This is a genomic window from Rheinheimera sp. F8, assembly GCF_001518915.1.
In genome coordinates this window covers 3982507-3995182 of the sequence record NZ_CP013656.1, presented here as the reverse complement: position 1 = coordinate 3995182, position 12676 = coordinate 3982507, and the positions used below count along the sequence as shown (strand labels likewise).

The 12676-nt window shown below is 50.0% G+C and carries 14 protein-coding genes; 11 read left to right on the top strand and 3 right to left on the bottom strand.

The window, feature by feature from the left end; translation table 11 throughout:
• The first annotated feature begins 59 nt into the window (after positions 1-59).
• The 9 genes from ATY27_RS17775 to ATY27_RS17735 all read left to right on the top strand — a co-directional run bounded on the left by ATY27_RS17775 (position 60) and on the right by ATY27_RS17735 (position 9192).
• Positions 60-1139 carry a pilus assembly protein PilM gene (locus ATY27_RS17775; RefSeq protein ID WP_208931955.1) on the top strand — a complete coding sequence of 360 codons (1080 nt, stop codon included), beginning with the start codon at positions 60-62 and terminating at the stop codon, positions 1137-1139.
• Positions 1127-1765, top strand: coding sequence for a PilN domain-containing protein (locus tag ATY27_RS17770; protein ID WP_208931954.1), 639 nt, complete (start codon positions 1127-1129; stop codon positions 1763-1765). The genes ATY27_RS17775 and ATY27_RS17770 overlap by 13 nt, the downstream gene beginning before the upstream one ends.
• Complete coding sequence (locus tag ATY27_RS17765; RefSeq protein WP_208931953.1) at positions 1762-2352, top strand: type 4a pilus biogenesis protein PilO; 591 nt, start codon at positions 1762-1764, stop codon at positions 2350-2352. Before ATY27_RS17770 ends, ATY27_RS17765 begins: the two co-directional genes overlap by 4 nt.
• Entirely contained in the window at positions 2349-2897 is a 549-nt protein-coding gene (locus ATY27_RS17760) for a pilus assembly protein PilP (RefSeq protein ID WP_208931952.1), read from the top strand. The genes ATY27_RS17765 and ATY27_RS17760 overlap by 4 nt, the downstream gene beginning before the upstream one ends.
• A 32-nt stretch (positions 2898-2929) precedes the next feature.
• Positions 2930-4957: a type IV pilus secretin PilQ family protein gene (locus tag ATY27_RS17755; RefSeq protein ID WP_244151355.1), complete on the top strand. Its 2028-nt coding sequence runs from the start codon at positions 2930-2932 to the stop codon at positions 4955-4957.
• A 153-nt stretch (positions 4958-5110) separates the two neighbouring features.
• Positions 5111-5629, top strand: coding sequence for a shikimate kinase AroK (aroK, locus tag ATY27_RS17750; protein ID WP_208931950.1), 519 nt, complete (start codon positions 5111-5113; stop codon positions 5627-5629).
• Positions 5630-5648: 19 nt separating this feature from the next.
• Positions 5649-6737, top strand: coding sequence for a 3-dehydroquinate synthase (aroB, locus tag ATY27_RS17745; protein WP_208931949.1), 1089 nt, complete (start codon positions 5649-5651; stop codon positions 6735-6737).
• On the top strand, positions 6730-8343 hold the full coding sequence (locus ATY27_RS17740) for an AAA family ATPase (protein WP_208931948.1): 1614 nt from the start codon (positions 6730-6732) through the stop codon (positions 8341-8343). Before aroB ends, ATY27_RS17740 begins: the two co-directional genes overlap by 8 nt.
• A 12-nt stretch (positions 8344-8355) precedes the next feature.
• Entirely contained in the window at positions 8356-9192 is an 837-nt protein-coding gene (locus ATY27_RS17735; protein ID WP_208931947.1) for a Dam family site-specific DNA-(adenine-N6)-methyltransferase, read from the top strand.
• A 13-nt stretch (positions 9193-9205) separates the two neighbouring features.
• Here the strand turns inward: ATY27_RS17735 and ATY27_RS17730 are convergent, their stop codons facing one another.
• The 3 genes from ATY27_RS17730 to ATY27_RS17720 form a co-directional block, all read right to left on the bottom strand.
• Complete coding sequence (locus ATY27_RS17730) at positions 9206-9400, bottom strand: DUF2970 domain-containing protein (RefSeq protein WP_208931946.1); 195 nt, start codon at positions 9398-9400, stop codon at positions 9206-9208.
• A gap of 15 nt (positions 9401-9415) precedes the next feature.
• On the bottom strand, positions 9416-9697 hold the full coding sequence (locus ATY27_RS17725; protein WP_208931945.1) for a hypothetical protein: 282 nt from the start codon (positions 9695-9697) through the stop codon (positions 9416-9418).
• Positions 9698-9844: 147 nt separating this feature from the next.
• A complete protein-coding gene (locus tag ATY27_RS17720) occupies positions 9845-10600 on the bottom strand; it encodes a TorF family putative porin (protein ID WP_208931944.1) in 756 nt (251 codons plus the stop codon).
• A gap of 238 nt (positions 10601-10838) precedes the next feature.
• On the opposite strand from ATY27_RS17720, the gene rpe reads away from it, so the two are divergent.
• Together rpe and trpS are read left to right on the top strand one after the other, a co-directional pair.
• Entirely contained in the window at positions 10839-11516 is a 678-nt protein-coding gene (gene rpe, locus ATY27_RS17715; protein ID WP_208931943.1) for a ribulose-phosphate 3-epimerase, read from the top strand.
• A 135-nt stretch (positions 11517-11651) separates the two neighbouring features.
• Positions 11652-12665, top strand: coding sequence for a tryptophan--tRNA ligase (gene trpS / locus ATY27_RS17710; RefSeq protein WP_208931942.1), 1014 nt, complete (start codon positions 11652-11654; stop codon positions 12663-12665).
• Positions 12666-12676: the final 11 nt, after the last annotated feature.

Genomic DNA, 12676 nt, shown 5'->3' with positions numbered 1-12676 from the left:
ACAACGTACGCCACAGCGAAAACATAATAATCATAAGTTTGAGACGGCTGCAGGAAGCTATGATAAATCGGTTGTTTCGTGCGAAAAATCCACTCATCCTGGGCGTCGACATTGGCGCTCATACCGTCAAGGCTATTCTGCTGAGCCAACACGGCGAGCATTATAAAGTAGAAGCCCTGGCAATAGAACCTATGATTAAAGGGTCTATGACGGACCGTGAGATCCAGGACATCGAAGCTGTCGGTACAGTCATTGCTAAAATCCGCAAAAAAATTCCGAAAAACATCAAGTTTGCTGCAGCGGCGGTATCCGGTTCCACGGTGATCACCAAAGTGATTTTTATGGATGCCAGCCTGTCGGATGATGAATTGGCCAGTCAAATTGAAGTTGAAGCTGACAGCCTGATCCCGTACCCGCTCAGTGAAGTCAGTATGGATTTTGAGAAACAGGATCTGAACGCCAATGACCCGTCGAAAGTAAATGTACTGCTCAGCGCAGCGCGCACTGAAAGTGTGCAAAGCCGGGTGTCTGCACTTGACGCGGGTAACTTTGCGACCAAAGTAGTTGATGTCGAATCTTATTGTTTAAGCCGTGCAGCTGAATTGTGCTTTCATCAACTGCCACCGGATGTGCATGAGAAATTGATTGCCGTTGTTGATATCGGCGCAACGATGACGCTGATGAGTATTCTCGAGGGCGGCAAAACTCACTACACCCGCGACCAGATGTTTGGTGGCGAGCAATATACCCGCAGCATTATTTCTTATTATGGCAAAACTTACGAAGAAGCAGAGCAGGCCAAAGTCAGTAATGACTTACCGCCGACTTACACTTTTGAAGTACTGGCGCCATTTCAGACCATGATCCTGCAGCAGGTCCGCCGTGGTATTCAGATGTATTTAACAACTTCAGGCCGTGAGAGCATTGATTATCTGATCATCTCTGGTGGTACCGCGCTGATTGAAGGTATTGATAAATTACTGACCGAAGAACTTGGCATCCATACGATTGTGGCAAACCCGTTTCAGCATATGGAAGTTGGTCCTGCGGTTGACCGGCAACAGCTGACGCAGCTGGCACCGCAATTAATGGTTGCTTGTGGCCTCGCGATGCGGAGTTTCTCAACATGGCATATCTGAACCTGCTGCCCTGGCGCGAAGCCCAAAAGAAACAACAACAAGCCCGTTTTATGACCACGATGACTGCCGCTTGTGTTGGCAGTTTTTTACTGGTGTTTGCTGTCAGTGCCGTGTACGGCTCGATGATCGAGGGGCAGGATGGTCGTAACAATTACCTGCAGGGTGAGATTGCGATCCTTGACCAGCGGATTGCCGAAATCAAACAACTCGACGAAAAGAAAAAGAATCTGCAGAAACGGATGGAGTTGATTGCGCAGCTGCAGAGCAGCCGAAATCTGGGTACGCAGATTATGGATGAAATTGCCAAAGTGACGCCGGCCGGGGTTTATCTGACTAACCTGGAGAAAAAAGGCCCGTCGTTATTGCTGGTTGGTAAAAGTGAATCGAATAACCGGCTGTCCAATATGATCCGCTCTGTTGAAACTTCTGAGTTACTGTCCAATCCGTTACTTGAATTTATTGAGGCGGCAAAAGATGAAACCCAGCTGCTCAGTGATTTTAAAATGCACCTGATGGTTAAAAGTTATGAAACGGTGCACATCGATACAGCCAAGCAAAAAGCTGACAAAGCAAAAAAACCAGCCAAAAACGCCAAACCTGTTAAAAAAGCAGGAGGCACCAAATGAGCCTGAATATTAATCTGGAAGAACTGAATAATCTGGATCTGGCGAATGTGGGCTCCTGGCCGCCAGTTGCAAAATCCATGTTAGTGGCCGTGTTCAGTATCCTGGTCGCGACACTGAGTTATTTCATGCTGGTCGATGACAAAATTACCACGCTGCAAAAAGCTGAGACGCGTGAGCAGGAACTGCGCCAGACTTATCGGGCGAAGTATGCGGCAGCAGTCAATCTTGAACTGTACAAACAACAGATGATTGAGATGGAAGAAACCTTCTCGTATTTGTTGAAACAATTGCCTGCAACCCACGAAACACCGGGCTTGTTGGATGATATTACTTATGCCGGCACATCCACCGGGTTAACCTTTGTCCGGATTAACTGGATGCCGGAAATTGAAAAAGACTTTTACACTGAATTGCCGATCCAGATTGATGTCGTCGGCGATTATCACCAGTTCGGCAATTTTGTCAGTGAAGTGGCTAAATTACCGCGCATTGTATCGTTGCATGATTTTTCGGTGACAACCGACAAAGAAGAGCGGCTGGTGTTTAATGTGGTTGCCAAAACTTACCGGTATAAGGAGGCGCCATGAGTCGTCCTGCTGGCCGGTTGTTGGCACTGAGTGCCATGATGTTGTTACTGCAGGGGTGTAATGATTCGCTGACTGATATCCAGCAATTTATGGAATCAGTTAAAGCCAATACCCCGGCGGGCATCCCACCACTGCCAAAAGCCAAGCCTTTTGTGCATATCAGTTACCAATCAGTGAACGCCCGTAGCCCGTTCAGTGCGCCGCGGCCGGAAGCGGTGCAGGAACAATTTTCACAATCACAGGACTGTCTGAGCCCTGATCCATCAAGACGCAAAGAACCGCTGGAAAAATTTGCGTTGGATAATCTGGCAATGCGTGGCACGCTCGGGGACAGTGGCAATGTCTGGGCATTGATTGAAGCAGCCGACAAAACCTTGCACAGAGTCAGTAAAAATAATTACATTGGGTTGTTTCATGGCCGGATCATTCAGGTAGATGCAAACCAGATTGAATTAATTGAATTAATCCCGGACGGCGCCGGATGTTGGAAAGAGCGGACGACCACCATGCAAATGGCCGACCCCAATGCCGCAACGCGCAAATAAGGTGTGAGCATCATATGGATCAACTAAAAAACATGCAAAAACAACGATCAGCCTGGTGCCACATCGCGTTAGGTTGCTTGTTGCTGAGCGTCAGCTCTGCGATGGCAGCTCCGCTGTTATATGACGTCAGATATAGTCCGCTCAGTACTGGCGAAACTGAGATTGAGTTTGTCTTTGACGAAACGCTCAGCGCGGCACCTGAAGTACAGATTTTAAATGAACCGTCGCGTATCGAGTTGACCTTCCCGGAAGCTGAGTTTGAAGAAAAACTGACTGATGTCACGATCAACAAAGCCGGTGTCAAAAATGCCCGGACAGAATTCTGGCAAAAAGGCATAAAAACTGCCGTTTTTCTGGACCACCTGAAACTGTATAAAACCCGGCTGGAAGGCAATACCTTTTATCTGCAGGTCAGTGACGCTGCCAGCAGTAGTGCGAAGCCGGATGCCAATGCTTATATCAACAAAGTACAGGCCATCGATTTTCGCCGCGGTGAAAAAGGTGAGGGTAAGGTACTGGTTTTCCTGAAAGACAGCTCGGCAGCCATCGATGTGCGGGAGAATCTGGGTAAAATTGTCGTAGAGTTCCATAACACTGATATCGCTGATGACTTGTTGTACCAGTTAGATGTATTGGATTTCGGTACTATCGTCAAAGGCATTGAAACTTTTAAAGATGGTGTGATCACCCGTCTGGAAATTGAACCGACCGCCGCATTCACTTTTACCTATCAGCAAGTGGATAATATTTTCAGCCTGAGCATCGAAAAAGACCCAATGGCCGGTGGTTTTATGCAGGGCGGTAAAGACTACAAAGGTAAAGCCATATCTCTGAATTTTCAGGATATTCCAGTGCGTACTGTGCTACAGATTATCGCCGACTATAACGGCTTTAACCTGGTGACCAGTGATTCGGTCAGTGGCAATGTCACGCTTCGGCTTGATGGTACGCCATGGGACCAGGCGCTGGACATCGTATTAAAAGTTCGCGGCCTGGATAAACGGATGGACGGTAATATTCTGATGGTCGCACCGACTGATGAACTGGCCGAACGTGAAGCCAAAGAGCTGCAGGCGCGGCAAAAAGTCGAAGATCTAGAAGCGTTATATTCTGAGTTTATCACCGTCAACTACGCCAAAGCCGCAGATCTGGCTAAGCTGCTGGACGGTAAAGACAGTTCTTTATTATCAGCGCGTGGCAATGTGTCGGTTGACGAGCGCACCAATACTATTTTGCTGAAAGACACTGCCAAAGCGATTGAAAACGTACGCCGGCTGGTTGAGCGGCTGGATGTGCCGGTCAAGCAGGTGTTGATTGAATCGCGAATGGTCACAGTCAAAGACAGTGTGGCGGAAGAGTTAGGCATTCGCTGGGGCTTCAGTGATCAGCAGCTGACCAAAGGGATGTCGGGCACTGCAGCTGCCGCGCAGTCGCTGGCAAATGGCCAGATCCCGGCACAGGCGGGGCGCTACAACGTCAATTTGCCGGTATCGACCGATGGCGCTGGTAGTATCGGATTCCATATTTCCAAGCTGGGCGATGGCACTTTAATAGATCTGGAATTGTCGGCGCTTGAAGTGGAAAACAAAGCAGAAATTGTGGCTTCACCACGGATCTCTACCGCTAATCAGAAAAAAGCCCGCATCGAACAGGGTGTTGAAATCCCTTACGTGCAAGCGGCATCCAGTGGCGCGACCACCGTCGAATTTAAAAAGGCCGTGCTAAGCCTCGAAGTCACACCGCAGGTGACGCCGGATAACAAAATTATCCTCGACCTGACTGTAACCCAGGATACTGAAGGCAAAGTGGTACAAACGCCAACCGGTAATGCCGTCGCGATTGATACTCAGCGTATCACGACACAAGTGCTGGTCGACAACGGTGAAACTATTGTCTTGGGTGGGATTTATCAGCAACAAACGATCAATACCGTATCGAAAATCCCGGTACTTGGCGATATTCCATACGCTGGCGCTTTGTTTCGCCGTTCGCTGGATAAAACCGAGAAAAAAGAATTACTGATTTTTGTCACACCAAAAATCATCAACGAGACCCGCTAATTGCAGAAGGGACAGCCGAATGGCTGTCCCTTTTGAACTTTTGCTTGCGAAGCCCGCGCCAATACTGCCATAATTCAGCGCTTAAAATTTTCACGGGAGCTTTTTGGTCCTGACATCAACCCTCTTGAGTTAGCTGAATTAGCATTACGACATATGGCAGAGAAACGCAATATCTTCCTCGTTGGCCCAATGGGCGCAGGAAAAAGTACCATTGGCCGTCACTTAGCAGAAATGCTGCACCTCGAATTCTATGATTCGGATCAGGAAATTGAACGCCGTACCGGCGCAGACATTGCCTGGGTCTTTGATCTGGAAGGTGAGGAAGGTTTCAGGGTGCGCGAAGAAAACGTCATTGAAGACTTAACAGGTATGCAGGGCATTGTGCTGGCAACTGGTGGTGGATCGGTACTGAGTCGAGAGACCCGCAACCGTCTGTCAGCCCGCGGCATTGTGGTCTATCTGGAAACTCCAATTGAGAAACAGGTCGCCCGCACACAACGTGATAAGCGTCGTCCGCTGTTACAGACCGAAGAAGCACCACAACATGTGCTGGAGCGTCTGGCGGCAGAACGCAATCCACTGTATGAAGAAATCGCCGATTTTACCATTCGTACCGACGAGCAAAGCGCCCGCGCTGTTGCCAACCAAATCGTCGAACAACTGGGTTTTTAATTTCAGAAGGGAGCTGTAGATGGAAAAAGTTGCGGTTCAACTTGGTCTGCGCAGTTATCCCATCCTGATTGCTCCGGCGCTTTGTCAAAGCGCCGCTGAGCAAGCCGAATTCACCCCGCTCTGGGGATACAAAAAAGTCGCCATTATTTCCAATCCTGTAGTTGCAGCGTTGTACCTGGATAAGGTGCGTTCGTTGTTTGGCGCCGCTGATGTCAGTGAGTGCCTGCTGCCGGATGGTGAGGCTTATAAAACCCTGCAGTCGTTTGAACAGGTCAATTCGTTTTTGCTGGAACAAAAGTTTCCACGTGATGGCTTATTGGTAGCTTTGGGTGGCGGGGTTATTGGCGATTTGACCGGTTTTGTCGCCGCCTGTTATCAACGTGGTGTCGACTTTGTGCAAATCCCGACCACCTTGTTATCGCAGGTCGATTCGTCGGTGGGTGGCAAGACAGCCGTGAACCATCCGCTTGGCAAGAATATGATTGGTGCTTTTAAACAGCCTCAGGCCGTGCTGATAGACACCAATATGCTGCAAAGCCTGCCACCGCGCGAGTTCGCTGCCGGTATGGCTGAGGTCATTAAATATGGTCTGCTTGGCGATGCCGCGTTTTTGCAATGGTTGATCGCCCATCAGACGCAAATCCAGGCGAAGCAAGAACCCGTGCTGAGCCAGATGATCCGCCATTGTTGTCAGATGAAAGCGGATATTGTCAGCCGGGATGAAACTGAACAAGGCGAGCGTGCACTGCTTAATCTCGGTCACACCTTTGGCCATGCTATTGAAGCCTGGTTGGGTTATGGCAGCTGGTTGCACGGTGAAGCTGTCGCCGTTGGTATGCTGATGGCAGCGCAACTGTCGGCAGCACGTGGCTGGATTGAAGTTGCAGATGTCGATGCGATCCGTAGTTTGTTGTTAGCGGTACAGTTGCCGGTAATGCCGCCGTCTGGCATGACCATTCAGCATTTTATGCCGTATATGAAGACTGATAAAAAGGTTAAAGCCGGCCAAATGCGCTTTATCTTGTTGCAACAATGCGGACGTGCCATTATCGTCGATGACGTGACAGAACAAGAACTTATTCAGGTATTTGGCGCCACATATGGCTGATTTACATCAAAAACTGGCGACACAGCAGGGCTTGTTGCCGTCACAGCGCCAATGGCTCGAACGGTTGGTTTTTCAGCTCGAATTTAATCCTTATCAGCTGATTTATTTGGTCGGTGGTCCGGGCTCCGGTAAATCCACGCTGGCCTTAGCGGTTGCCGAACTATTATCCGACGAATTTAATCTGGCATTACTGACCGTTGAACCTGAACTGAGCGCTGGCAAAATTCGCCAGCACTTACTGGAGCAATGGTTTGGTCACGGCGCGGTTACCGACAAAACCCTGCTCAGTCTGATTGGCGAGCGCGAGAGCCGACAGCCGTTGGCACTGATCCTTGACCAGTCTGAGTATTTGCCGGAACAGTTGTGGAGCGAGCTTGCTGAAATTCCTTGCCTGGTGATTGCGACGGCAGAACAAGCCGATGCCCATGCCGAACTCAATTTGCCATTGGCGCCAATTACGATGGAAGACGCCAGTGTGCTGCTGCAGGACGGCGCTTTCAGTACACTGACGATTGCTGAGCGCCTGGCACAGGCGCAAGGCAATTTACACGTCTTATTAAACCCGCAACTGGCGGCTAAGTCCCCGAAACAGCAGAAGGCTGCAGTGCAAACGGCATCCGTTGCAGCACCATTGTGGGTTTTTACCGTCGGGATGGCTGTGATTGTTGGGATCGTTGTATTCTGGTTTTGGACAGAACGCCAACTGCAACAGGGGGATGGTATTGGTACGCTGACCTATCTGCCGGAAGAACAGGAAGTGGCTGGCAGTGTGACTCAGGTTAAAGAAGCACCACCGCCGCCGGCCGCCGAGAAAGCCGTAGTTGAACAATTGGTCAACCAACTGGAAAAAGCTGAACGGGGAACCGCACAGACGAAAGGTCTTGAGAAGCCAGTAGATTTTACTGAACAAAGCAGCACGCTTAATACTGACGGCTCAGCAGAGCCCGCCGCTCCGGCAGAAGATGTGGCCGTCACTCCGGTGACACAGCAAACCGCCAGTGCGACAGACACAACAAGCGCAGAACCAGTTGCGACAACGCCGGCCCCTGCGGTGACAGATAGTTCGCAGCAGGATTTAGCGGCTGAGATCAGCGCCGATGTCAGCACTGCAACCGGCACAACGCGTCCAGCGACACTGCCGGAAGAAGCCACTGTAGAGTCTGAAATGGCAGCAGAATCAAGCAATATTGCGACACCACAAGCGCCGGTCACGACAACTGAAGCAGCGCCTGAACCAGCGGAAGACTTAGCAGCCGAAGCATCTGCAGAGTTGAATCAGGCGCCAGCCAGCGCGAACACTGTGACTGGTGGTGCTTACCGCTATAGTGAATCTGATCTGTTGTCATTGTCGGGCACGCAGTATGCGCTGCAGTTGGTGGTGTTCTCGAACGATACCGCGCTGCAGAGTTTCCGTCAGTCCTACAGCAACTTGCAAACCTATACCTACGAGCGGAAAAAAGACGGTAAACGCCAGCTGGTGGTGGTGATGGCGCCGTTCGCAAGCACAACGGCCGCTAAACAACAGGCGGCACAGCTGCCGGTACCTTTGCAGCAGGGATTCGCCAAGCCACTCAGTGATATCCATAGTGAAATCAGTACTAACTAATGGGCCGCTGCGTTGACTAAAGCCGTAAAAATAGCCAAACAACGCGCTTTCCTGAAATGGGCAGGCGGTAAATACAATCTGGCGGAGGCGATCCGTCAGCATTTGCCAGCCGGCGATTTGCTGGTTGAGCCTTTTGTTGGCGCCGGTTCAGTATTTCTCAATACCGACTATCCAGCCTATGTGCTCAATGATATAAATGCTGATTTGATTGGGCTGTACCGGCTATTACAAAGTCAGCCAGATATGCTGATTGGAGCAGCGCAGCAGTTTTTTACGCAGCAGAACAATTACAAAGAACGCTTCCTGGAACTTCGTCAGCAATTTAATCAGAGCGAAGATTTGCTTGAACGATCGTTGTTGTTTTTGTATCTGAACCGGCATTGTTTTAACGGGCTGTGCCGCTATAACCAGTCCGGCTTGTTTAACGTACCTTTTGGTAAGTATAAAAAGCCGTATTTCCCTGCAGCGGAGATGTGGCGTTTTGCCGAAAAAGCGCAAAAAGCCGAGTTTACCTGTTTGAGTTACCCGGAATTATTTGCCCGGCTGCCGAAGCCGCCAACAGTGATTTATTGTGATCCGCCTTATGTGCCGCTGTCGAAAACAGCCAGCTTCACTTCTTATGCTAAAAACAGTTTTACTTTTGATGATCAGGCTGAGCTCGCCAATCTGGCAGAGGCGGCGCAAGCGGCCGGTCACACTGTGGTGATTAGTAATCATGATACGCCTCTGACCCGGAAGATATATGCCGGTGCCGAACTGGATTCAATCCAGGTCGGGCGTTCGATCAGTCAGAAGGGCAGTAGCCGTGGCAAGGTTGCTGAATTGTTTGCTATTTATCGGCAGAAGTAACCCGACGCGGCATTCAGCTCAGAACCAGGCTCACCACAAGAATTAATCCCAATACAAAACACAATGTGACGATCACACCAGCAATGATGTAGGGCAAGGGGCCCTGAGTCTGAAAGTCTTGTTGGCGTTGTTGTTCAGATTGCACACCGATAAAGGCGCCGAACACCGCTTTGAGGATTTGTCTGAGTCCGGGCTTGGTGCCTGTCATCAGCAGAAGAGGCCGTTATTCATTATCTTGGCGCGTGTGCAGGCGATTCAGTAATTCCAACAAATCAATAAAGTGGAATTGAGTAGAACGGCTATGACCTTGCGCCCAACCTAACCAGCTTTGTTGTTGTGTGCTGTCACATTGCAGTTGCAGGGTTTCAATTCCCGACTCCGCCACCACAAGCTGTGGTTGGCAGCTGGCCATAGCGTTTTGCTGTTCCGGACTGTGAGAAATCGCGATAGCGACTGTCAAAGGCAGCAGCAATAACGCAGATTTCAGCAGAGTTTTAGTTTTCATCAGAACGTCCATGCAAATAATAGCTGCTCGATTTTACGCCAGCGCCTTGGTTGTGGCAAGAAAAAACCGGCGGCCTTGCGGCTGCCGGTTCGGGTCGTGGACAAAGGCTGTTTTTTTAATTTTTTATGATGTCGTATCTTTCTGTTCTCAGAAAGTCTTGCTCAAACTCAGTACTAAGCGGCCATCACACAGATCGCAGCCCGCACTGCCTTCGATATTCGTTGACGCAAATTTTAACTGCACTGCAGAGCCCAATACCGAAGTGCCTAAACCAACGCTCCAGTCCAGATAGGCATCACCACGCAGCGGACCGGCAGCAATAAAGGTATTGTATTCCGCATTGTCAGCAAACTGGTTGTGGCCGAGGTGCAACAGCAAGCTCAAACTTTCGTGCAATACATAGGTGTAGTCTGCTGACAGGTAGTAGTATTCGTTGACGCCAGATGCAAAATAGTCATCTGAGTAGGCGAAACCGAGGACTAAGTCTTTGTAAATAAACTTGGTATAGAATTCGTTGAAGTTAAACTGGTCGGTTTCATTGTCACCGTTTGGATAGCGATACTGCATTGCACCGACGTCAATGGTCCAGTCTTCGTTAATTTTTCCGGTCCAACCGGCCAGAATGTCCAGCTCCATCGAGCCATTGCCGAATTTAATGTTTGAACCCCAGGTTGACAGGTAAAATCCTGAGTCAGCGGTCAGCGTCATACCGCCTTGCAAGGCCATGCCTTCATTTGTCTGCGAAATACCACGGAACAGGTAATCAGACACATAACCCACGTTTCCGGTCAGTGTGGCGGCTTGTGCAGCTCCGCCAAAACAGCTGGCGACCAATAATGCGATAGCGCCCAGTTTTTTTCCCTGCATCAACGAACTTGTTGTTTTAGTTGCCATTGTTTTCATTTGCTTTGCCCTTATCTGTAATGGTCGCCAAAGGTAATTCCAGTTCTGTGCCATCAGTGAAAGATGTTTTATTTCAATAAGATAGACTTTTACCAGCGAATCAGCCAGCGCGAAATGCGCGAAAGTGGTGCAGGATTGCCTGTTTTTTGGGCGCTTCGTTGGATTCATCATCGGTAAAGCGGCTGCGTGGCGCAATGAAATCGGCTACAGTGACGACTTTGTAAGCTGGGAGAGACGAATGTTACCGTTTTGGATAGCCCCTTCTATTTTGTCGGCGGACTTAGCCCGCCTCGGTGATGATGTGGCCCGCGTGCTGGCTGCAGGCGCGGATGTCGTACATTTTGATGTGATGGATAACCATTATGTGCCGAATCTGACGTTCGGCCCGATGCTGTGTCAGGCAATACGCAACTATGGCGTGACAGCGCCGATTGATGTGCATCTGATGGTGGAGCCGGTGGATAGTCTGGTGCCGCAATTTGCCAAAGCCGGTGCTTCGATCATTACCTTCCATCCTGAAGCTTCACGGCACGTCGACCGCACCTTGCAACTGATTAAAGATGAAGGTTGTCAGGCTGGTTTAGTGTTTAATCCGGCGACACCGCTCAGTTACCTGGATTATGTGTTGGATAAGGTGGATGTGATTTTACTGATGTCGGTTAATCCTGGCTTCGGTGGCCAAAGTTTTATACCAGCGACGCTGGATAAATTGCGCCAGGCCCGCCAAATAATCGACCAGAGTGGCCGGCCGATCCGGCTGGAAGTCGATGGTGGTGTTAAAGTTGACAATATTGCAGCTATTGCCGCTGCCGGTGCGGATATGTTTGTTGCCGGGTCGGCTATTTTCAGTCAGCCGGATTATCAGCAGGTGATCACGGCGATGCGCGCGGAGTTAGCCAAAGTCCGTCCGGTCTGAGTCAGGCCAGAAAGTTCCCGTCAGCCAGCTCTGAGACGGGCGTGGCAAAGCTGGCGGAACCGGTTATAATCGGCGCAATTTTTTGACAATACTGCCAAGCAGAAGATGCAGTATGCAGACAGGATCCCAGCGTTCATGCAGAAGAATTCGGCCAAACCTATCGTATTATCCGGCGCGCAGCCGTCCGGTCAGTTGACTATCGGCAACTATCTCGGCGCTTTGCGCCAATGGGACCGGATGCAGGATGACTATGATTGTCTGTACTGCATCGTTGATTTACACGCGATTACGGTCCGCCAGGAGCCAGCCGCACTGCGTAGTGCCTCTCTTGATTCTTTAGCCCTGTATCTGGCCTGTGGCATAGACCCAAACCGTTCAGCTGTCTTTATGCAATCACATGTGCCGGAGCACAGCCAACTGGCGTGGGTGTTGAACTGCTATACGCAATTCGGTGAACTGAGCCGGATGACACAATTTAAAGACAAATCAGAACGCCACAATAACAACGTCAACGCAGGTCTTTTCACCTATCCGGTGTTAATGGCTGCCGACATTCTGCTGTATCAGGCCAATCAGGTACCGGTCGGTCATGACCAGAAACAACACCTGGAGCTGGCCCGCGATGTCGCAATGCGGTTTAACGCCTTGCACGGCGATATTTTCACTGTGCCTGAGCCTTATATCCCACCAGTGGCAGCTCGGGTGATGAGTCTGCAGGAACCGACCAAGAAGATGTCAAAATCGGACGAAAATCCATGGAATTTTGTCGGTTTGCTCGAAGATCCGAAGATGATCAGCAAGAAGTTCAAAAAAGCGATGACGGATTCTGAAGATCCGCCACGCGTATACTTCGATATCGACAACAAACCAGGTGTTGCCAACCTGCTGAGTATCTTATCAGGCGTTACCAACAAATCTGTTGATGCGCTGGTCAATGAATATGAAGGCAAAATGTATGGCCACCTGAAAGGTGATGTCGCGGATGCCGTTATTGCGCTGTTAGAGCCGGTACAACAACGTTTCCACGAGTTGCGTAATGACCACAACACCTTACAGCAGGTGATGCAGGCAGGTGCCGCAGAAGCGCGTCGTCGTGCGGCGGCAACTTTAGCCAAGGTGAACGAAGCAGTTGGTTTTGTGTTGCCTTAAAACGTGACACC